We start from the raw sequence: 19,159 nt of genomic DNA, 5'->3' as shown, positions 1-19,159 counted from the left end.
TACAGCGCCATGGAAACCCCTCTACACATCTGCAAGGCAACCCCCGCCGACGCCGGGATCATCAGCCGGATCGTCGAGCGTTCCATCCGCGTCGGCTGCGCGCTCGACCATCGCAACGACCCGCAAACCGTCGCCACCTGGACCCACAACAAAACCGTCGAACACATTCAACCGTGGCTGACCGACCAACGGTTGTACCTGAACATCGCCCTGTTGCAGGACAAACCGGTCGGCGTAGCGATGGCGGCGATCAGCGGCAAGCTTGCGTTCTGTTACGTGCAGCCGGAATGGTTTCGTCGTGGCGTCGGGCAAGCGCTGGTGCGCGACCTTGAAGGCTGGCTGATCGATAACGGGCTGGCTCAGGTTCGACTCAACAGCACCCGGACCAGCGAAGCCTTTTACCGGCATCTGGGTTATCAGCCCTGTGCCGAAACCTTCACCGTAGCCGGGCTTCGTGCCATCCCCATGCACAAGGGCCTGACCCCGCCTTCATAGAAAGCCGGGCAAGGGTCTAAATCCTTGGCGCCCTGATGCGTTTCCAGAACAGGAAAACCTTATTGAGGGGTCGAGAGATGTCAGTCGCTACCAGCCTTATGGAAGATCAGTCGGCCCGGATCGCTCCGGCGCCGGCCGAAACGCTTTATCAGTTCAACGAATCGCCATTGCTGGCGCGCCAGAGCCAGCAGGAGTCGAATGCCCGCAGCTACCCGCGACGCATTCCCCTGGCACTCAAGCGCGCGAAGGGCATTTATGTCGAAGACGTTGAGGGCCGCAGCTTCATCGACTGCCTGGCCGGCGCCGGAACGCTGGCCCTGGGGCATAACCATCCGGTGGTGATCGAAGCGATCCAGCAAGTGCTGACCGATGAACTGCCGCTGCACACCCTCGACCTGACCACCCCGGTCAAGGATCAATTCGTCCAGGACCTGTTTGGCCTGCTGCCGCCAGCCCTGGCTGCGCAAGCGAAAATCCAGTTCTGCGGCCCGACCGGCACCGACGCCGTGGAAGCCGCGCTGAAACTGGTGCGCACCGCCACCGGGCGCAGCACTGTGCTGTCGTTCCAGGGCGGTTATCACGGCATGAGCCAGGGCGCGTTGAGCCTGATGGGCAGCCTGGGGCCGAAAAAACCGTTGGGCGCATTGCTCAGCAGTGGCGTGCAGTTCATGCCGTATCCCTACGATTACCGTTGCCCGTTCGGCCTCGGCGGCGCGCAGGGCGTGCAGGTCAACCTGAACTACCTGGAAAACCTGCTGAACGATCCCGAGGCGGGTGTGCAATTGCCGGCGGCAGTGATCGTCGAGGCGGTTCAGGGCGAGGGCGGGGTGATCCCGGCTGATCTCGATTGGTTGCGCGGTCTGCGTCGCATCACCGAAAAGGCGGGTGTGGCGTTGATCGTCGACGAAATCCAGAGCGGTTTCGCCCGCACCGGCAAGATGTTTGCTTTCGAGCACGCCGGGATCATTCCGGACGTGGTGGTGATGTCCAAGGCCATCGGCGGCAGCTTGCCGCTGGCGGTGGTGGTGTATCGCGACTGGCTCGACACCTGGTTGCCGGGCGCGCATGCCGGGACCTTCCGTGGTAACCAAATGGCCATGGCGGCGGGCTCCGCAGTGATGCGTTACCTGACCGAACACAAGGTTTGCGAACACGCTGCCGCCATGGGCGAGCGCTTGAGCGAACACTTGCGCATTCTTCAGCGGGACTTCCCGCAACTGGGCGATATTCGCGGTCGTGGCTTGATGCTTGGCGTCGAACTGGTTGACCCGGCCGGCGTGCCGGATGTGCAAGGTCATCCTCCGATCTTCGCTCGACTGGCGCCGCTGGTGCAGCGTGAATGCCTCAAGCGTGGGTTGATTCTTGAGCTGGGCGGTCGGCATGGCGGCGTGGTGCGCTTCCTGCCGCCGCTGGTGATTAGCGCTGCGGAAATCGATCGGGTGGCGGAGATTTTTGGCCGGGCGATGGCTGCTGCCACTGCCAGCCTCTAAATTTTCCGGGCCCCGCAACGTTCTTTCTACATAACGGCTGCGCACGCAGTGCAGCCCATCCTTACAGCGATGGAGAGACACCATGACGTCAGTATTCGACCGCGAGGACATCCTCTTTCAGGTCGTGGTCAACCACGAAGAGCAGTACTCGATCTGGCCCGACTACAAGGCCGTGCCGGAGGGCTGGCGCACCGTGGGCAAGAGTGGTCTGAAAAAGGAATGCCTGGCTTACATCGAAGAAACCTGGACCGATATGCGTCCGCTGAGTTTGCGCAAGAAGATGGAAGAGCAGGCGGCTGTGGCTCACTGAAGTCTTCGCGCAAAAAGAAGCCCGCTGGACCGAGAGGGTCAGCGGGCTTTTTTGCGCCTAGAGTTTGTCTGGCTGTACGCAGGACCTGTAGGAGCTGGCTTGCCGGCGATGGCTTTGTGTCAGGCGCCGAATTTTTTTCAGGTGTACATATCCATTCCTGCGGTAACGGCCGCTGATGGTTTCGCCCTTACGGCGAGTCCCTTTTTCAAACGCCAAAAAGGAACCAAAAGGCTTTGCCCCTGACGTACGGCCCTTCGCCTAGGCTCAGGGTTCCCTCGCTCCGGTCCTGCTCCGTGGGCCCGCCGCCATCGGCCATCCATGGCCGGGGGCGGCTACCGCGGCATCCTTGCCGCGGTGCCCACTGCGCAGAACCTCCACTCGGCCTCCCGACGGGGCAGATCAAAAGCCAAAGCAAAATCAAAAGCCAAAGCGAGGCGGCCTGCCAGCCGACCTGGCTCTTTGATCGTACGCTTCCCCCTGTAGGAGCCGGCTTGCTGGCGATAGCGGTGGGTCAGACACCTGTTTGTTGACTGAACGGACGCCATCGTCGGAACGCCGCCCGCAGCAAGCCGGCTCCTACACGGGGATTGGGTTCACACGATTCAAAATTGTAGGAGCTGGCTTGCCAGCGATGGGCGTCAACGATAACGCGGGGTGTCTGAATGAACGCGGTGTCCAGACGCTTTTCGCCGGCAAGCCGGCTCCTACAGGGAATCCCATACGCTTTTGATTTTCACCACTCATCAGGCCGAGCGTTAGCTCGCCTTCCGCTTTTGATCTGAGCGCCCCCTCGAGAGGCCGAGTGGAGGTTCTGCGTAGTGGGCAACCCGGCAAGGATGCCGGGTTAGCCGCCCCCGGCCATGGATGGCCGATGGCGGCGGGCCCACGGAGCAGGACCGGAGCGAGGGCATGGCGAGCCTTAGCGAGGCACCGAACGAAAGGGGCAAGAGCCCTTGGTTACTTGGGGCTCTTCCAAGTGACTCGCCGTAAGGGCGAAACCAATATCAGCCGTTACCGCAGCAATGGATATGTACACCTGAAAGTAATGCCCAGCTATCAGGCCGCCATCGCCAGCAAGCCAGCTCCTACAGGGGATTTGTGTAACGCCCACCGTAGAGAATGATCATGCGGTCCAGCCGACGCTAAACCCCACTCAACCCCTTGATCACCAAATCCACATTCCCCTCCAGCTCAGCCACCGGGTCCGCCGCGTCCACACTCAAAACGACCAACCGGCTCCCGGCCTCGGCAATCACCGCTTTCACCGCGTCCGACGGCTGCCGATGATGCAACACCACCGCCACGTCATTGTCCTTGAGCGTCGCGCCCAGTTGCTTCAGCGCCTCCGGTGTCCACTCTGCGTCGGGCCGCGCATCGAGACCGATCAGTTCCAGATTGAGCCCGCCAATCAAGTAACCGAAGTGATCGCTCAGGCTCATCACACTCAGATTGTCAGCATTGGCCAGCCGCGCTTCGCTGTCGGCGCTGAACTTGAGCAAGCGCTGTTTCAATGTCGCAAGGTTGGCCTCGATCACAGGCTTTGCAGCAGGTGCAAGGCGCACCAGATCCGCCGCCATCACGTCCGCCATGCGCCCCATGTTGTTGCTGGAAAACCACGGCTGACTGTTCAAGCCATCGACCTTGTTGCCCGGCTGCACGGCGATGCCGGGCAGGGCGCCGTCCACCGGGCGCGCGGCGTCGACTTCGACGATACGAATATTGCTGCGCCGGGCGATCGGGTACAGCGGATCATCCGCCCACAACGAACGAAGACCAATCACCGCATCGGCGTCCGTCGCCAGTTTCGCCAATGCCGGCGCGCCGCGCCCGGTGAAGTAAGCCGTCTGACGACTGCCAGGCAGGTTCGCCGGCGCCGCGCGTTCAAGGTTGACGTTGGTGCCCTTGAGCAATACTTCGCCCAGACCATAAGTGATCGGCAAGGACGCCAGCACATGCAACGGTTTGGCGCTGTCCGCCGCAAACGAGGTATTGACCAGCCCGCACAGGGCGACGGCCAGGGTCAGTTGACGCAGAGAAAAAGACATTTATCCGAGGTTCCCTTTCAGGCTGGGGACGACGCCGCGCGCAATGGCGGCGAGGGCGAAGGCGATACCGGCCACCAGAATGATCGCGGCGCCGGACGGGATCGGCAGGTCGAACACAATCGGCGCAAGAATCCCGCACAGCGTGCTGACCGTGGCGATCAGTACCGAGCACCAGAAGAATCCCTTGAGCGACTGGCTGAGCAACCGCGCTGCCGCCGCCGGAATCACCAACAGCGCACCCACCAGAATCGCACCGATGACTTTCACCGCCGCCACGGTGATCAGCGTCACCAGAATCACGAACAGGTAATCCAGGGTCTTCACCGCGACGCCGCGCACCGCTGCCAGTTGCGGGTTGAAACTGGCGAGCATGATGCGGTTGTACAGCGGCAAGGCCAGCGCCATCACCAGCGAACCGACGATGGCCAGCACCAGCAAGTCATTGCCGTTGACGGTCAACACCGAACCGAACAGCACGTTCTCCAGGATATGCACGTTGATCTTGCCCGCCAGAATCAACAGCAGGCTCGCGCCCAGTGCCAGCGACACCGACAGGAACACGCCAATCAAGGTATCTGGCGCCAGACCCGTGCGGTTACGCAGGTAATTCAGCAAAATGCCGAACAGCAGGCAGTAACCGAACAGGCTGCCATAGGGCCCGGTGTAGGGTTCGCCGAGCAGAATGCCAATGGCCACGCCAGTCAGTGCCGCGTGACCCACCGCTTCGGAGAAAAACGCGAAGCGCTTGACCACCACCAGCGTGCCCAGACCGCCCAGCACCGGGCCGATCAGCAAACCGGCGAGCAGTGCGTTGACCACAAATCCATAGGCCAGCGCCTCAGGCAGATAACCCGAAGACGCCCAGCCCTGAACCATCAAGCGAAAGGCTTCGTAACTCATCAGACAGCGCTCCGTGGATGGGTCGAGAACAGGGTCAGCAAACGTTCCGGGGTCAGCGCCTGTTTCGGCGTGGCATCGAACAGCACCCGGCGATTGAGCCCGGTGACGCGATCTGCCAGTCGACCGACCGCTTCCAGATCATGCTCGATCCACAGCACGGTGATCCCGCTCTGACGCCAGTCGCCGAGCAACCGTTCGAACACCTGAATGCCCGCCTCATCGAGGGCCGACATCGGCTCATCGAGTACCAGCAATTGCGGCGCCGGGATCAGTCCCTGTGCCAGCAACACGCGCTGACGCTCACCGCCAGACAAGGCGCCCATGCGCCGCTTGCGCTTGTCCTGCATGCCGACCCGCTCCAGCGCTTCGCCAATCGCTGCCGCGTAATGCTTGCTCAACCCGAGGAACGCCGGACGCCGCTGGCACATGGCGGCCATGAAATCGTCGACGGTCATCGGCAGGCCTCGATCAAACTCCAGCGCTTGCGGCACGTAGCCGATGGTCCCGGGTTCGCCGGGCCATTGCAGGCTCAAGCGACCCTGATGCGGCATCTGCCCGAGCAGGGTCTTGATCAACGAACTCTTACCGCCACCGTTGGGACCGACCAGCGCATGCACGCTGCCGGGCTGAACCTGGAAGGTGACCTGATCAAGGATCGTCGTGCGACCCAGGGTCAAACTGACCTCCGCAAAATCCAGCGTCGGCCCCGCCCCCTGTAGGAGCCGGCTTGCCGGCGATAGCGGTGTGTCATTCAACGATGATGTCGGCTGACTCGACGCCTTCTCGAGCAGGCTCGCTCCCACCGGGGATTCGCTGAGTGTTTCTTTAGCGGTCATTGCCCAGACTCCTGAATAGCCCGGACCACGGTGTTGAGGTTGCCGGTCATTTCCTTTTCATACTTGTCGGCGGTGTATTCGCCATAGGAAATGTGCGACAGCGGGTACAGCTTCACCCCGGATTCACGCTGGATGGTGTCGACGTAGGTGGATGGGAAATCCATCTCCGAGAAAATCACCTTCACGTCCAGTTCGCGCAGTTGATCGATGGTCTTTTTCAGCTGGCTCGGGCTCGGTTCGATGCCGTGGGCCGGTTCGACCACGGCGGTCACTTCCAGGCCAAACTCGCGCAGCAGGTAATCGTAAGCCGCATGAACCGTGGCCACCCGCAGCTCGGCGTTCGGCGCCTGGGTCAGTTTCGCCAGGGCGTCGGCGCGCATCTGCCGCAGGCGTTTGCCGTAGGCGCGGGCGTTTTGGGTGTAGGTCTTGGCGTTGGCCGGATCGAGCTTGCCGAGTTCCCGGGCAATGTTATTGACCTGGGCAATGGAGGCGCTGATCGACAGGAAAGTGTGCGGGTTAACGACTTTGCCGGCACCGCGCGCGGCAACACCGGTGGCGGCCAGCAGCGGTACGTTTTCGTTGGCTTCGATCACGGCCACGTTCGGCGTTTCGCTGGCGGCGATCATGCGGTCGGCGAAGTCGTCATGGCCGACGCCGTTGAGCACGATCACGTCCAGCCCGCTGATGCGCTTGATGTCTTCGGCGCGGGGCTCGTAGGCATGCGGGTTGAAGCCGGCCGGAATCAGCGGCACCACTTCGGCCTTGTCGCCGACGATGTTGGCCACGTAGCTGTAATAAGGGTGCAGGGTGATGCCGATGCGCAGGCGCTTGGCTTCGTCGGCGCTGGCCAGTGGCGTCAGCAGCAAGGCAAGCAGGCCGATCAGCAGCGGCCGCAAGAATGAACGTTGAGATGAAATAGGCATGGGAAAGCGGTCTTCTCTCGGGTGAAGGCGAGGGTTCAGTGCCGGTGCTGGCGGGTCACGCCGGCATCGAATTGCGCGACGATCTGCTGCCAGCCGGCGCTTTCGAGCGCGGCGTCCGTGACGTCGGCCGGGGCTTTGAGGTCGGCGGCACGGTTGAGCCAGATGTCTGGCGCATCGTCGTCGGCGGTCAGGCGCATCAGAAACGAACCGGCCACGGCGGACGACTGGCTCTGGCCGAAATACGCCTTGGCGTCGAGCAATTGCCAGGCATGCGCGCCACGGCTGACGGAACTGGCGTCCTGGGCAAACGGCGCAAAACCTTCGTCCGCCAGGGCTTCGGGTGTCGGCAGGGTTTGCTGTTCCTGACGCAGCAGGTGAATCTCGTCCAGCGTCACCCGCAGGTCGGCGTAGATGCCTTGCTCGGAGGCGCTGAGGTCGCGGCGGGCATCCAGTTGATGGCTGCTGACGGTGCTGATTTCCTGGGACTCGTGGCGCCAGGCGACCACCGAACCGGCGACCGCCAGGATCATCAGGCACAGCAGCAATACATACAGGGTTTCATGGCCGGCACCAGCCGGGCGGACGACGTGTGTCGTTGGCGTACTCATGGGGCCTGGATGTCCGCTTGGTCGATCTCGACGACGTGGCCGGGACCGGCATCGAACAGCACATAAAATTCGGCGCTGGGCTTCTTGAAGGTCAGTTTGGAATCAGCACCGAGCTTGCCCGGCACCAGGATGGTTTCGTCGTAGCCGATCACATCCAGTGTCACGCCCGGTGCGCCGCTGCCGTCGGAGAAACCGCCGGTGCACTGGATCTGCTCGGCGTCGATGGCCTTGCACTCGCACATCGGGTTGTGGGCCAGGGCGCTGGCGCTGAAGCCGGCGCACAGCACCAGCAAAGCGGCGTGGAGAGGGCGAAATGCGTTGCTCATGGTTTGCCTCCTTGTTTGTTCAGCCACTCGAGGGTGGCGGGGGATGCCTGGCTCAGCGGGATGGACGCTTGATGCATCGCGCCGTCCCAGCCTTCCATGGTGATCCACAGCTCGGCGTCGGCCTTGGTCTTTTCCGGGATCGGCAGCATGGCGCCCATGCGGTAGGGCGTGCCGAAGAAAATCACCCCGGCGGCGCGCAGGCTGCGCGGTTTGCCGATGCGCAGGTAAGTCGCCTTGACCTGCTCGCGGCAGCTGTCGCACAGCGCCGCGTTGAAACTCTTCATGTAACCGGCCGGGCCATCGGGCCGCGGTGCTTCGTTGCGAAGTTCCGCCAGGCGCAGGCTCCACGGCCCGACCTGAACTTCACCGATTTCCCGCTCACCCAGGCCAGTGTCCCCGCGAAACAGCGCGGCATCGGCAAAGTACTTGGGCATGAAACCCAGCGGCACCAGCAACAGCAAAACGTTGATGTGGAAGCGCCATTTGTGCCAGAAGCGGCTCAGTCTGGACCCCGGTTTTTCGGCGGCGAACAGGCTCATTGGCTGACCTCCGTGGTGTCGTGGCTCGTGACGTGAGTGGCATCGGCAGCGCGAGGACGTTTGTTGCTGCGCTTGAGGGCGTTAGCAGTGGCCAACGCAGTGCGCTTGGTCCAGATCAGCAGGCCGCTGAGGACCATCATGCTCAGGAGCAGGCCGAAGAAGAACCAGATCAGCTTGATCCAGAGCCCGCCGAAATCGCCGGTGTGCAGCGGCCGCATCGATTCGGTCACCAGCTCCAGGCCCGAGCGGTCCGAAAGCAGGCGGGTCACGGCGACATCGCCGGTATATGGGTTGATTTCGGCAGTCTGGAACATCAGCGGATACCAGCTGCGGCCGCCCACCGAGAGGTAGCTGTAGGCATTGGCGGGCAGGCTGATGAAGCTGTCTTCGAGGCCGGGAATGCGTGCCTTCGCTTCACGGATTGCCGTTTCCAGGCTGATCATCGGTGCCGGCGAGCCGTCGGCGGTGAGGGGCACGCTCTCACGCGGGACCACCGGCGCCACCGGGGCGGTGGAAATCGTGATCTGGTTATCGAACATGAACGCTTCGATCAGGAACCAGGTGCTGGTGACGGAAATCACCGCGATGAACCAGATCGACCAGATGCCGCTGAGGCGGTGAAAGTCGCCCCAGAAAATCCGCGCGCCGTGACGCAGGCGCAGGGTCGGTCGCAAAAAGCCTTTCCAGAAGCGCTTGTAGACCACCAGCCCGGTAATCAGCGAAGCCAGCAGCGGCAGACTGAGAAACGACACCAAATACCAGCCCCAGCTGTAGCCATTGGTGAACGGCACCAGCCACCAACCGTGCAAGGCGCGGGTGAAGGCCCTGAAGTTGAATTGCGGGGCCGTGCCCTGGATCACGCCGCTGTACGGGTTGACGTAGACCACCACCGAACGGCCGTCAGGGTAGGTCACTTCCACGTCCAGGGCGAAATGCGTTTCGTCAGGTCGGCTGATGCTCTCGACCAGGATCTGCGGCTCGGCCTGCTTGATCGCGGCGATGAGCTGGTCATAGCTCAACAGCGGCGCATCATCGGAAGGTTGGCTGGCACGCATCTGCGGGTTGGCCAGCCAGACGATTTCCTGGCTGATCACCGCCAGCGTGCCGGTCACACAGACGATCAGCACAAAAAACCAGATGGGCAGGGCCAGCCAGCTGTGGACCAGAAACCAGAGTTTTGAGCGGGATTTCTTCGACATGATTAAGGTCTTGTATCGATGAGAGGGCCTCTGCTGCGGGCTTCCCAGCGTGGGGTCCATGAAAAGTGCGGTCGTGGCTTTTGCCTACGCGAACCGCCTGCATCTATATAAGACGAATGAGAATCAGAAATCCCGAACCTCGATATGAAAGTAAATGTTTCGTATTCCTGCGAACGAACGCATAACCCTGTAGGAGCAAGCTTGCTCGCGATGGGGCCGTGTCTGTCACCCTTATGGCGACTGATACACCGCCATCGCGAGCAAGCTTGCTCCTACAGGTTGCGGGTGTGCCTTGATCCAACACGAACCATGTTCCAAGGGATCACTCTCCGGCCATTGATGGGGCCGGGCGACTGCCTAAGATGGGGCGCAGACGCCTGAAACCCGCGAGCCTGAGCGAATATCCCCATGACTTCAGCAAGAACCCTTTACGACAAACACATCGATTCCCACACGGTGTGTCGCCTCGATGAACAGGGCCACGTCCTGTTGTACATCGACCGTCAGGTCATCAACGAATACACCAGCCCCCAGGCCTTCAGCGGTTTGCGCGAGGCCAAGCGCGGGGTCTGGCGCCCCGGCACCGCGCTGGCGGTGGTCGATCACGTCAACCCCACGGCACCCAATCGCATTGCGGCGATGCCGGACGCCGGCGGTGCGCGGCAGGTGTCGTACCTGGCGGAAAACTGCCGGGACTTCGGCATCGAATTGCTCGACATCCTCGACAAACGCCAGGGTATCGAGCACGTCATCGCCCCGGAGCAGGGGTTCATCCTGCCGGGCATGGTGATTGCCGCAGGCGACAGCCACACCACCACCTATGGCGCCCTCGGCGCATTCGGTTTCGGCATCGGCACGTCGGAGATCGAGCACCTGCTGGCGTCCCAGACCCTGGTCTACAAACGCTTGAAAACCCTGCGCGTGACGGTGGACGGTGAGCTGGCGCCGGGGCTGACATCCAAGGATGTGATCATGGCGCTGATCGGCCGGATCGGCGCGTCCGGAGCCACGGGCTACGCCATCGAGTTTCGCGGTTCGACCATCGATGCACTGAGCGTCGAAGCGCGCATGACCATCTGCAACATGGCGGTGGAGGCGGGCGCGCGGGGTGCGTTCATGGCGCCGGACGACAAAGTGTTCGCCTACCTCAAGGACAAACCCCGCGCGCCCAAAGGTGCGCTGTGGGAGCAAGCGGTGCAGACATGGCGCGCCTTGCACAGCGATGCCGACGCACTGTTCGACCGTGAAGTGTCGCTGGACGCCAGCGCGCTGGAGCCGATGGTCACCTGGGGCACCAGCCCGGATCAGGCCTCGCCGATCGGCGCCCGCGTGCCGGACCCGCAAGACATCAGCGACCTGATCCTGCGCCAGGACATGCGCCGCGCCCTGACTTACATGGGCCTCGAAGCGGGCATGCCGCTGAGCGACATCGTCATCAGCCACGCGTTTATCGGCTCCTGCACCAACGCCCGCATCGAAGACCTGCGCGACGCCGCCAGCGTGGTGCGCGGCAAACACGTCGCCGAACACGTGCGGGCGATGATCGTGCCGGGCTCCACCGAAGTGCGCGATCAAGCCGAAGCCGAAGGCCTGGCGGCGATTTTTATCGACGCCGGTTTCGAGTGGCGCCAGTCCGGCTGCTCGATGTGCCTGGCGATGAACGACGACGTGCTGGCGCCGGGCGACCGCTGCGCCTCCAGCACCAACCGCAATTTCGAAGGCCGCCAGGGCGCCGGTGCCCGTACGCACCTGATGAGCCCGGCGATGGTCGCTGCGGCGGCGATCACTGGCCGCTTGACCGACATCCGTCACTTTGGAGACCGCGCATGAGCCTGCAACCCTTCACTCAAGTCAGCGGCAAAGCCGCGCCAATGCTCGCGGCCAACATCGACACCGACGTGATCATGCCCAAGCAGTTTCTCAAGGGCATTGACCGTTCCGGGCTGGATCGGGGTTTGTTTTTTGATCTGCGTTTTTTGCCTGACGGCCAGCCCAACCCTGAGTTCGTGCTCAATCAACCGGCATGGCAGGGCGCGAGTTTCATGGTGGTCGGGCCGAATTTCGGCTGCGGGTCGAGCCGCGAACATGCGGTCTGGGGATTAAAGCAGATGGGCATCCGTGCGCTGATCGGCAGCAGTTTTGCGGGGATTTTTTATGACAACTGCCAGCGTAACGGGGTGCTGCTGATTACGCTGGATGAGCCCGTGTTGCAGCGGCTCGGGCAAGTGGTCAGTCAGCCAGAGACGGCGCTGATCAGCGTTGATCTGGAAACGCAGCAGATTCGTCTTCAAGGCGAGGTCATCCCTTTCGAAATCGACACCCTGCGCAAAACCGCGCTGGTGCTGGGCCTCGACGCCATCGGCAGCACCTTGCAGCGCAGCGAACAAATCAAAGCCTTCGAACACCAACACCTGACCGCCAACCCCTGGCTGAGCTGAAATCGCCTTCGCGGGCAAGCCTCGCTCCTACAGGTCAGCGCGAACTTTGTAGGAGCGAGGCTTGCCCGCGAAGAGGCCCGCCCATACACCGCAAATCAAACCGACAACCCTTTGAAATGCTCCTGCAAAAACTCCACACACGCGCGCAACTTCCCCGAGTACGCCAGCCGCGTCGGGTACACCGCCCATACGTTGGCGCTCTGGGTGTATCCGGGCAGCACCTGCACCAATCGCCCCTGCTCCAGCAACGGCTTCACATCCCACAATGACCGCAACAACACCCCGCGCCCATCCAGTGCCCACTGCAAGACAATCTCGCCGTTATTGGACGACAACGGTCCGCTGACCCGCACACTCTCCTGGGCCCCGTCGTGCTCCAGGTTCCAGATGCCGAAGGCGTTATCGCGCTCCTTGATCACCAGGCAATGATGCTGCTCCAGATCGCCCAGCGTCTGCGGCGTGCCGTGGCGTTGCAGATAACCGGGCGCCGCGCACAACACCCGCCGATTGCTCACCAGCCGCCGGCCGATGTGCTGGCCGGGGATGTCATCGCCGACACGGATCTCCAGGTCGAACCCTTCGCTGACGATGTCCACCACCCGATCAAACAGGTCGAGGCGAATCTCCAGGTCCGGGTAACGTTCGGCCAGCAGTGACAGGGCCGGCGCCACGTGATTGCGCCCGAAGCCGAAACTGCTGCACAAATGCAGACGCCCGCGAGGGCTGTCGTGGGCGTCGGAGAGTTCGTCGTGCAGTTGCTGGAAATCATCGAGAATCCGCAACGCCCAGCGCTGCACGCGCTCACCGTCTTCGGTCAGGGCGATGCGGCGGCTGGTGCGGTGCAGCAGGCGCGTGCCGAGGGTGGTTTCGAGAATCTGGATGCGTTTGCTGACGTAGGCGGGCGACAGGCCCAGTTCATCCGCTGCGGCGGCGAAACCGCTTTTACGAATGACGGTAAGTAATACACGCAGGTCTTCGGGCAGGGGCACGGTGTCTTTCTTGGTGGTCATGACAGAACGGGCACTGGCGGCATGAGCCGCCAGCATAGCATCGGTGTGAACGTCGACTTACTCAGCAGAAAGCTTGGCCGCCGCCGCCGCTGCCGCCCGAGCGTGGCGCCCGCGTTTGAGGGCAATCGGCGCCATCTTGCTGCGGTCCAGTTCACCTTCCCAGGCGGCCACCACCAGCGCTGCAACGGCGTTGCCGATGATGTTGGTCAGGGATCGGCATTCGGCCATGAAACGGTCGACACCGAGGATCAGCACCATCGCCGCCACCGGCACGGTCGGCACTACGGCCAGGCTCGCCGCCAGCACCACGAACCCCGCACCGACCACCGCACCCGCGCCTTTGGAGGTGAGCATCGCCACCGCCAGCAAGGTCAGTTGCTGCTCAAGGCTCAAGTCAATGTTGGTCGCCTGGGCCAAAAACAGCACCGCCAGTGTCATGTAAATGTTGGTGCCGTCCAGGTTGAAGGTGTAGCCGGTCGGCACGACAATCCCCACCACGCCTTTGGAGGCGCCCAGGCTTTCGAGTTTCTGGATCAACTGGGGCAGTGCCGATTCCGAAGAGCTGGTGCCAAGCACGATCAACAGTTCAGCCTTGATGTACGCCAGTAGTTTGAAAATGCTGAAGCCGGCATAACGGGCAATGCTGCCGAGCACGCACGCAATGAAAATCAACGCGGTCAGGTAGAACGTACCAATCAGCTTCAACAGCGGCAGCAACGAGCCGAGGCCGTACTTGCCGATGGTGAATGCAATCGCGCCAAACGCCCCGATCGGTGCGACGCGGCTGATGATGCCGACGATGCGGAAGAACACTTCGCTGGCCTGATTGATCACGTTCACCAGTGGCCGGCCCTTTTCACCGACCATCACCAGCGCAATGCCGAACAGCACCGAGACGAACAGCACGGGCAGGATTTCACCCTTGGAGAAGGCATCAAAAAAAGTCGTCGGAATCACGTGCAGCAAAAAACCGGTGATGCCTTCGCCGTGTTCGGCCTGACCGACAAAACCGGCAATCGCCGACGAATCCAGCGTCTTCACATCAATGTTGAACCCCGCGCCCGGATGCAGCGCATGCGCCGCCAGCAGGCCGATCAACAGCGCAAGGCTGGAGACGATTTCGAAGTACAGCAGCGCCTTGCCACCGACCCGGCCAACCTGTTTCACATCGTGCATGCTGGTGATTCCGGAGACCACCGTGCAGAAGATGATCGGGCCGATGATCATCTTGATCAGCTTGATGAAACCGTCACCCAACGGCTTGAGGTCGATGCCGATCTGCGGCCAGAAATGGCCGATCACAATGCCCAGCGCGATGGCGATGAGCACCTGCACGTAGAGGGTTCCCAGCAGTTTCTTGATGGTCATTTTTATTATCTCGAGACGGTTTTTGGGCATGACGATCCCGCGCAGGCCAGTGACGGCCTGCGGCGGAAAGTGGATTCAGATCAGTACGGCGCGGCTGTCAGCGCAGGAAAGCCAGGACTTCGGTGAGCAGCAGCTCGGGGGCTTCTTCGGCGATGTAATGGCCGGCGGGCAGCGCTTTGCCGCGCACGTCGGTGGCCACGTGTTGCCATTCCTTGAGCGGTTCGAAGCAGCGGCCGACCGTGCCTTCGGCACCCCACAGCACCAGCAGCGGCAAGTTCAGATGATGGCCGGCGTCGATGTCGGCGCGGTCGTGATCCAGGTCGATGCTGGCGCTGGCCCGGTAGTCCTCGCAGATCCCGCGTGCGGTGCCCGGCTGTTTCAGGCAGCGCAGGTATTCGCCAAAGGCCTCGGCAGTGAACGGTTTGAGCCCGGCACTGCGACTGCCCATCACGCTGCGCAGATAGGATTCGGGATCGGCCTCGATCAGGGTTTCCGGCAACGGAGCGGGGCGGATCAGGAAGAACCAGTGCCAATAGGCGCGGGCAAAGGCTTCATTGGTTTGCGTGTACATCGACAGCGTCGGCGCGATGTCGAGCAACACCATGCGTTGCACGGCCTGCGGATGATCCAGCGCCAGGCGATGGGCAACCCGGGCGCCACGGTCGTGCGCAAGCACCGAGAACTGCTCGAAGCCCAGGGACTTCATCAGCTCGATGCTGTCCTTGGCCATTTCCCGTTTGGAGTAGTTGGTGTGGTGGTCGTTGGCCAGCGGTTTGCCGCTGTCGCCGTAACCGCGCAGGTCGGCGGCGACTACGGTGAAGTGCGCTGCCAGTTGTTCGGCAACCTTGTGCCAGATGACGTGGGTCTGCGGGTGACCGTGCAGCAACAGCAGGCCCGGCCCGCTGCCGCCGATGCGGTAGGCGATGTCCACACCGTTGACGTGGCGCTGGTCTTTGAGGAATCCGGCGAACATGGGATGACTCCTTGTTGTAGTTGCCTGCATCCTGAAATTGTTCGACGGCTACGGCAAGGCGCAAAGCGTGGTGCGCTTGTTCATGAAGTGTGTTGTCTTGGAGGCCGCCTTCGCGGGCAAGCCTCGCTCCTACAAAAGCACAACCGGACCTGTAGGAGCGAGGCTTGCCCGCGAAGAGGCCCTGATATTCACAGAAAATCTCAACCCTGCTGAAACATCTCCTTGGCCCGCTGCTCAATCTGCGCCTGGGTCAAATCCTCCTTGCGCGTGGCCAGAAACCACAAATGCCCATACGGATCTTTCAACGTTCCCGAACGGTCGCCGTAAAACTGATCCTTGACCTCGGACACCACCGTGGCGCCCGCCGCAATCGCTTGTTTGTAGGACTTGTCCACATCGTTCACATACAGGTGCAAGCCCACGGACGGTGACTTGTCCGGATTGCTCAACGGCCCCTGATCGCACGGCGTGCCGAGCATGATCGGGCAGTCGCCGATGCGCAGTTCGGCGTGGCCGATGCTGCCGTCGGGCATGGACAGACGCATGACTTCGGTCGCGCCGAAAGCTTTCTTGTAGAAGTCGATGGCTTCGGCCGCTTTTTGAATGCCCAGATAAGGGGTGATGCTGTGATAACCCTCTGGAATGGGTTTGACGCTCATGACGATTCTCCCTGTCTATTGTTGAATTGAAGGTAGTCCTTCGCCGGTTTCCGACCGGATAACTATAGGCCAGCGCCTTTTACGCATCCGAGTGCCCGACGAGCAGCAGCGCCACTGTTCGGCCATAAACAGTGAAGCAGCAGAATGCTCGGGTTTCTCACTGAATAACCGTTGAAACCCCCCGAAACTGCCCGAAAACACAGGGCCGGGCGGTCAGGCACAGAAGCTGCAATGTCCTCCGCTAAACACTGTTGCCGAGAGACTTGTATGCCTGAATCTGCCGTTTATCCGATCAACCCGCCGGCCGCCCATCGGATCGCCGATGAAGCCGAAGCCTTGCGTGTGGCCGAGCGCGTCGCCGCGGTCTTGCTGGAGCAAGACGCCGAGCGCGACCGTACGCGCCAGGTGCCCGCCGAAATCGTCGACCTGTATTCCAACAGTGGCTTGTGGGGCATCAGCGTGCCAAAGGAATTTGGTGGCGCGCAGGTGTCCTACGCGGTGCTGGCGCAGGTCATTGCGATCATCTCGGCGGCCGATCCGTCCCTGGGGCAGATCCCGCAAAACCACTATTGCCTGCTGGAAGACATCCGCCTGCAAGGCACGCCCGAGCAGCAGGCACATTTTTTCGGCCTGGCGCTGCAAGGTCATCGCTTTGCCAATGCGCTGTCGGAAACCGGCGGCAAAAACGTGCAGGACATTCAGGCGACCATTCGCCGTTATGGCGACGGGCATGTGATCAACGGTCGCAAGGGTTATTGCACCGGTTCGCTTTACGCCCACTGGCTGGCGGTGCTGGCGCTGGATGAAGAGCAGAGGGGCCAGTTGTCCTTCGTCGAACGCGGCACCCCAGGGCTGGTGATCGTCGACGACTGGGACAGCATCGGTCAGCGCACCACGTCCAGCGGCACGGTGCTGGCCGAGGACCTGCACGTCCCGGCGTTCAACGTGTTCCCGACGTATCGTTCCTATGAAAACCCGACCCTGGCCGGCCCGTTCGCGCAATTGACCACCGCCGCCATCGACGCCGGCATCGCCCGCGCAGCGCTGCGTGACACCATCGCGTTCGTGCAGCAATTCGCCCGGCCTTGGATCGATGCAGGTGTGGAAAAAGCCAGTGAAGATCCGCTGACCATCATTCAGGTCGGTGGCCTGGAGATTCGCCTGGAAGCTGCCGAAGCCTTGCTGGAACGCGCCGGTTGGGCGCTGGATGCCGCGCGCCCGGCACCCGACGAAGACAACGTCGCCCGAGCGTCCCTCGCGGTGGCCAAAGCCAAAGTGCTGACCACCGAAATCGCCATCGAAGCCACCAACAAACTGTTCGAACTCGGTGGCACCCGTTCGACCCTGAAGAAGCACAACTTCGACCGGCACTGGCGCAATGCGCGGGTGCACACCCTGCATGACCCAGTGCGCTGGAAATACCACGTGGTCGGCAACTGGCTGCTCAACGGCGTTAAACCGCCGCGCCACGACTGGTCCTGATCATGGCCGAATGGTTCAAAAACATTTACTGGGCCGACATCGGCCAGGCCTGTCTCGACACCTTGAGCATGCTCGGTGCCGCCCTCGGTTTCACCGTACTGCTGGGTTTGCCGCTGGGGGTGGTGCTCTTCCTCACCGGTAAGCGCCAGTTGCACGAAGCCATCGGCGTTTACCGGGTGTTGTCGGTGATCGTGAACATGCTGCGTTCGCTGCCGTTCATCATTTTGCTGATTGTGTTGATTCCGCTGACAACGCTGCTGGTCGGCACTTCGCTGGGCGTGCCGGGGACCATTCCGCCGCTGGTGGTTGGCTGCACGCCGTTCTTCGCGCGGCTGGTGGAAACCGCCTTGCGCGAAGTCGATCGCGGCGTCGTGGAAGCGACCCAGGCCATGGGCGGCACCACCTGGCAAATCATCCGCCACACCTTGTTGCCCGAGGCGCGCGGCGGGTTGCTGGCGGCGGTCACTGTCACCGCCATCGTGCTGGTGGATTACACGGCGATGGCCGGGGTGATTGGCGGCGGTGGCCTGGGCGACCTGGCGATCCGCTACGGCTACCAGCGATTCCAGACCGACGTGATGGTGGTCACCGTGGTGCTTTTGCTGATCCTGGTCCAGGCCCTGCAAATGACCGGCGACCGATTGGTGGCGCGCTACAGCCGACGATAAACATTCAATTCAACAAAAAAACTCAGGCCTTACGTCCGCCCCACGACGGCCACTCAATCTGCCTAGGAGCACAACATGAAAAAGACCCTGGCCATTCTGGCTGCCCTTGTGTCGTTGAGCGTTCACGCCAACGAAAAACTCACCGTCGGTGCCACGCCGGTGCCGCACGCGGAGATCCTCGAGTTCGTCAAACCCACCCTGGCCAAGGAAGGCGTGGACCTGGACATCAAGGTCTTCACTGACTTCATCCAGCCCAACCAGCAACTGGCGTTGAAGAACCTTGACGCCAACTATTACCAGTACCGGCCGTTTCTCGATGACTACAACAAGACCCGTCACACCGATCTGGTGCCGGTGGTCGGTGTGCACATCGAACCGTTCGGGGCTTATTCGACCAAAATCAAAAACATCGCCGAACTGAAGGATGGCGCCACCGTTTCCATTCCCAACGACCCGGTGAACACTGGCCGCGCACTGGTGCTGCTGCACGAGGCCGGGCTGATCAAACTCAAGGACCCGAGCAACACCCTGGCGACTCAGCGCGACATCGCCGAAAACCCGAAGCATTTGAAGATTCGTGAACTGGAAGGTGCGTTGCTGGCGCGTTCGGTGAGTCAGGTGGACCTGGCGTTCGTGTTCGCCAACTACGCTCTGGAAGCGGGGATCGACACCAACAGCGCGTTGATCGTCGAGAAGGGCAAGAGCCTGTACATCGAATTCCTGGTGGCCCGCCCGGACAACATCAACGACCCGGGTTTGCAGAAACTGGCCAAGGCGTTGAATTCCGATGAGGTTCGGCAGTTCATCTTGACCCGCTACAAAGGGCAGATTGCGCCGGGCTTCTGATCTCTAGCCATTCTTGAGGACGCCTTCGCGGGCAAGCCTCGCTC

The 19,159-nt window shown here is 62.0% G+C and carries 20 protein-coding genes; 8 read left to right on the top strand and 12 right to left on the bottom strand.

Features of this window, described 5'->3' with window-relative positions:
• The first annotated feature begins 9 nt into the window (after positions 1 to 9).
• The 3 genes from KGA82_RS26270 (at position 10) to KGA82_RS26260 (ending at position 2,295) form a co-directional block, all read left to right on the top strand.
• Complete coding sequence (locus KGA82_RS26270; protein WP_223435027.1) at positions 10 to 495, top strand: GNAT family N-acetyltransferase; 486 nt, start codon at positions 10 to 12, stop codon at positions 493 to 495.
• A 77-nt stretch (positions 496 to 572) separates the two neighbouring features.
• On the top strand, positions 573 to 1,985 hold the full coding sequence (locus tag KGA82_RS26265) for an aspartate aminotransferase family protein (protein WP_223453105.1): 1,413 nt from the start codon (positions 573 to 575) through the stop codon (positions 1,983 to 1,985).
• 82 nt (positions 1,986 to 2,067) lie between these two features.
• Positions 2,068 to 2,295: an MbtH family protein gene (locus tag KGA82_RS26260; protein ID WP_008033724.1), complete on the top strand. Its 228-nt coding sequence runs from the start codon at positions 2,068 to 2,070 to the stop codon at positions 2,293 to 2,295.
• A 1,142-nt stretch (positions 2,296 to 3,437) separates the two neighbouring features.
• On the opposite strand, the gene KGA82_RS26255 is transcribed toward KGA82_RS26260, so the two are convergent.
• Genes KGA82_RS26255 through KGA82_RS26220 form a run of 8 tightly spaced genes read right to left on the bottom strand, consistent with a single transcriptional unit; the run spans position 3,438 to position 9,671 of the window.
• A complete protein-coding gene (locus KGA82_RS26255; protein ID WP_223453104.1) occupies positions 3,438 to 4,340 on the bottom strand; it encodes a metal ABC transporter substrate-binding protein in 903 nt (300 codons plus the stop codon).
• The gene (locus tag KGA82_RS26250; protein ID WP_003226663.1) at positions 4,341 to 5,240 is read right to left on the bottom strand and encodes a metal ABC transporter permease; all 900 of its coding nucleotides are present in this window, start codon (positions 5,238 to 5,240) and stop codon (positions 4,341 to 4,343) included.
• Positions 5,240 to 6,076, bottom strand: a complete 837-nt coding sequence (locus KGA82_RS26245; protein WP_223453103.1) for a metal ABC transporter ATP-binding protein — start codon at positions 6,074 to 6,076, stop codon at positions 5,240 to 5,242. The genes KGA82_RS26250 and KGA82_RS26245 overlap by 1 nt, the downstream gene beginning before the upstream one ends.
• Positions 6,073 to 6,999 carry a metal ABC transporter substrate-binding protein gene (locus KGA82_RS26240; RefSeq protein ID WP_192227839.1) on the bottom strand — a complete coding sequence of 309 codons (927 nt, stop codon included), beginning with the start codon at positions 6,997 to 6,999 and terminating at the stop codon, positions 6,073 to 6,075. The genes KGA82_RS26245 and KGA82_RS26240 overlap by 4 nt, the downstream gene beginning before the upstream one ends.
• A 35-nt stretch (positions 7,000 to 7,034) precedes the next feature.
• Entirely contained in the window at positions 7,035 to 7,607 is a 573-nt protein-coding gene (locus tag KGA82_RS26235) for a DUF6162 family protein (RefSeq protein WP_223453102.1), read from the bottom strand.
• Positions 7,604 to 7,933: a hypothetical protein gene (locus tag KGA82_RS26230; RefSeq protein WP_008043034.1), complete on the bottom strand. Its 330-nt coding sequence runs from the start codon at positions 7,931 to 7,933 to the stop codon at positions 7,604 to 7,606. Before KGA82_RS26230 ends, KGA82_RS26235 begins: the two co-directional genes overlap by 4 nt.
• Complete coding sequence (locus KGA82_RS26225; protein WP_008032641.1) at positions 7,930 to 8,472, bottom strand: hypothetical protein; 543 nt, start codon at positions 8,470 to 8,472, stop codon at positions 7,930 to 7,932. The genes KGA82_RS26230 and KGA82_RS26225 overlap by 4 nt, the downstream gene beginning before the upstream one ends.
• Positions 8,469 to 9,671 carry a PepSY-associated TM helix domain-containing protein gene (locus KGA82_RS26220; RefSeq protein ID WP_008043032.1) on the bottom strand — a complete coding sequence of 401 codons (1,203 nt, stop codon included), beginning with the start codon at positions 9,669 to 9,671 and terminating at the stop codon, positions 8,469 to 8,471. Before KGA82_RS26220 ends, KGA82_RS26225 begins: the two co-directional genes overlap by 4 nt.
• 408 nt (positions 9,672 to 10,079) lie before the next feature.
• Here KGA82_RS26220 and leuC point away from each other — a divergent pair, with 408 nt between their 5' ends.
• Positions 10,080 to 11,501 carry a 3-isopropylmalate dehydratase large subunit gene (gene leuC / locus KGA82_RS26215; RefSeq protein WP_223453101.1) on the top strand — a complete coding sequence of 474 codons (1,422 nt, stop codon included), beginning with the start codon at positions 10,080 to 10,082 and terminating at the stop codon, positions 11,499 to 11,501.
• A complete protein-coding gene (leuD, locus tag KGA82_RS26210) occupies positions 11,498 to 12,109 on the top strand; it encodes a 3-isopropylmalate dehydratase small subunit (RefSeq protein ID WP_223453100.1) in 612 nt (203 codons plus the stop codon). Before leuC ends, leuD begins: the two co-directional genes overlap by 4 nt.
• A gap of 95 nt (positions 12,110 to 12,204) precedes the next feature.
• On the opposite strand, the gene KGA82_RS26205 is transcribed toward leuD, so the two are convergent.
• The 4 genes from KGA82_RS26205 to KGA82_RS26190 form a co-directional block, all read right to left on the bottom strand.
• Positions 12,205 to 13,155 (bottom strand): LysR substrate-binding domain-containing protein, encoded by a 951-nt coding sequence (locus KGA82_RS26205; RefSeq protein WP_192227835.1) that lies wholly within the window; start codon positions 13,153 to 13,155, stop codon positions 12,205 to 12,207.
• Positions 13,156 to 13,176: 21 nt separating this feature from the next.
• Complete coding sequence (gene dctA / locus KGA82_RS26200; RefSeq protein ID WP_223453098.1) at positions 13,177 to 14,487, bottom strand: C4-dicarboxylate transporter DctA; 1,311 nt, start codon at positions 14,485 to 14,487, stop codon at positions 13,177 to 13,179.
• A 97-nt stretch (positions 14,488 to 14,584) separates the two neighbouring features.
• Positions 14,585 to 15,460 (bottom strand): alpha/beta fold hydrolase, encoded by an 876-nt coding sequence (locus KGA82_RS26195; RefSeq protein ID WP_223453097.1) that lies wholly within the window; start codon positions 15,458 to 15,460, stop codon positions 14,585 to 14,587.
• A gap of 200 nt (positions 15,461 to 15,660) precedes the next feature.
• Positions 15,661 to 16,119, bottom strand: coding sequence for a VOC family protein (locus KGA82_RS26190; RefSeq protein ID WP_192227832.1), 459 nt, complete (start codon positions 16,117 to 16,119; stop codon positions 15,661 to 15,663).
• 267 nt (positions 16,120 to 16,386) lie between these two features.
• On the opposite strand from KGA82_RS26190, the gene KGA82_RS26185 reads away from it, so the two are divergent.
• The 3 genes from KGA82_RS26185 to KGA82_RS26175 all read left to right on the top strand — a co-directional run bounded on the left by KGA82_RS26185 (position 16,387) and on the right by KGA82_RS26175 (position 19,115).
• Complete coding sequence (locus KGA82_RS26185; RefSeq protein ID WP_223453096.1) at positions 16,387 to 17,601, top strand: SfnB family sulfur acquisition oxidoreductase; 1,215 nt, start codon at positions 16,387 to 16,389, stop codon at positions 17,599 to 17,601.
• A gap of 2 nt (positions 17,602 to 17,603) precedes the next feature.
• Entirely contained in the window at positions 17,604 to 18,269 is a 666-nt protein-coding gene (locus KGA82_RS26180) for a methionine ABC transporter permease (protein WP_008032624.1), read from the top strand.
• 75 nt (positions 18,270 to 18,344) lie between these two features.
• Entirely contained in the window at positions 18,345 to 19,115 is a 771-nt protein-coding gene (locus tag KGA82_RS26175) for a MetQ/NlpA family ABC transporter substrate-binding protein (RefSeq protein ID WP_008032622.1), read from the top strand.
• The last annotated feature ends 44 nt before the right edge of the window (positions 19,116 to 19,159 follow it).

Origin of the sequence: Pseudomonas sp. BF-RE-22, from assembly GCF_019956155.1 — a bacterium.
GTDB classification, from domain to species: Bacteria; Pseudomonadota; Gammaproteobacteria; order Pseudomonadales; family Pseudomonadaceae; genus Aquipseudomonas; species Aquipseudomonas migulae.
This window is presented reverse-complemented; position numbering and strand designations above follow the sequence as displayed.

Coding starts and splice junctions, on each gene's coding strand:
- KGA82_RS26270 (WP_223435027.1), top strand. CDS start 10: ATGGAAACCCCTCTACACATCTGCAAGGCAACCCCCGCCGACGCCGGG.
- KGA82_RS26265 (WP_223453105.1), top strand. CDS start 573: ATGTCAGTCGCTACCAGCCTTATGGAAGATCAGTCGGCCCGGATCGCT.
- KGA82_RS26260 (WP_008033724.1), top strand. CDS start 2,068: ATGACGTCAGTATTCGACCGCGAGGACATCCTCTTTCAGGTCGTGGTC.
- KGA82_RS26255 (WP_223453104.1), bottom strand. CDS start 4,340: ATGTCTTTTTCTCTGCGTCAACTGACCCTGGCCGTCGCCCTGTGCGGG.
- KGA82_RS26250 (WP_003226663.1), bottom strand. CDS start 5,240: ATGAGTTACGAAGCCTTTCGCTTGATGGTTCAGGGCTGGGCGTCTTCG.
- KGA82_RS26245 (WP_223453103.1), bottom strand. CDS start 6,076: ATGACCGCTAAAGAAACACTCAGCGAATCCCCGGTGGGAGCGAGCCTG.
- KGA82_RS26240 (WP_192227839.1), bottom strand. CDS start 6,999: ATGCCTATTTCATCTCAACGTTCATTCTTGCGGCCGCTGCTGATCGGC.
- KGA82_RS26235 (WP_223453102.1), bottom strand. CDS start 7,607: ATGAGTACGCCAACGACACACGTCGTCCGCCCGGCTGGTGCCGGCCAT.
- KGA82_RS26230 (WP_008043034.1), bottom strand. CDS start 7,933: ATGAGCAACGCATTTCGCCCTCTCCACGCCGCTTTGCTGGTGCTGTGC.
- KGA82_RS26225 (WP_008032641.1), bottom strand. CDS start 8,472: ATGAGCCTGTTCGCCGCCGAAAAACCGGGGTCCAGACTGAGCCGCTTC.
- KGA82_RS26220 (WP_008043032.1), bottom strand. CDS start 9,671: ATGTCGAAGAAATCCCGCTCAAAACTCTGGTTTCTGGTCCACAGCTGG.
- leuC (WP_223453101.1), top strand. CDS start 10,080: ATGACTTCAGCAAGAACCCTTTACGACAAACACATCGATTCCCACACG.
- leuD (WP_223453100.1), top strand. CDS start 11,498: ATGAGCCTGCAACCCTTCACTCAAGTCAGCGGCAAAGCCGCGCCAATG.
- KGA82_RS26205 (WP_192227835.1), bottom strand. CDS start 13,155: ATGCTGGCGGCTCATGCCGCCAGTGCCCGTTCTGTCATGACCACCAAG.
- dctA (WP_223453098.1), bottom strand. CDS start 14,487: ATGACCATCAAGAAACTGCTGGGAACCCTCTACGTGCAGGTGCTCATC.
- KGA82_RS26195 (WP_223453097.1), bottom strand. CDS start 15,460: ATGTTCGCCGGATTCCTCAAAGACCAGCGCCACGTCAACGGTGTGGAC.
- KGA82_RS26190 (WP_192227832.1), bottom strand. CDS start 16,119: ATGAGCGTCAAACCCATTCCAGAGGGTTATCACAGCATCACCCCTTAT.
- KGA82_RS26185 (WP_223453096.1), top strand. CDS start 16,387: ATGCCTGAATCTGCCGTTTATCCGATCAACCCGCCGGCCGCCCATCGG.
- KGA82_RS26180 (WP_008032624.1), top strand. CDS start 17,604: ATGGCCGAATGGTTCAAAAACATTTACTGGGCCGACATCGGCCAGGCC.
- KGA82_RS26175 (WP_008032622.1), top strand. CDS start 18,345: ATGAAAAAGACCCTGGCCATTCTGGCTGCCCTTGTGTCGTTGAGCGTT.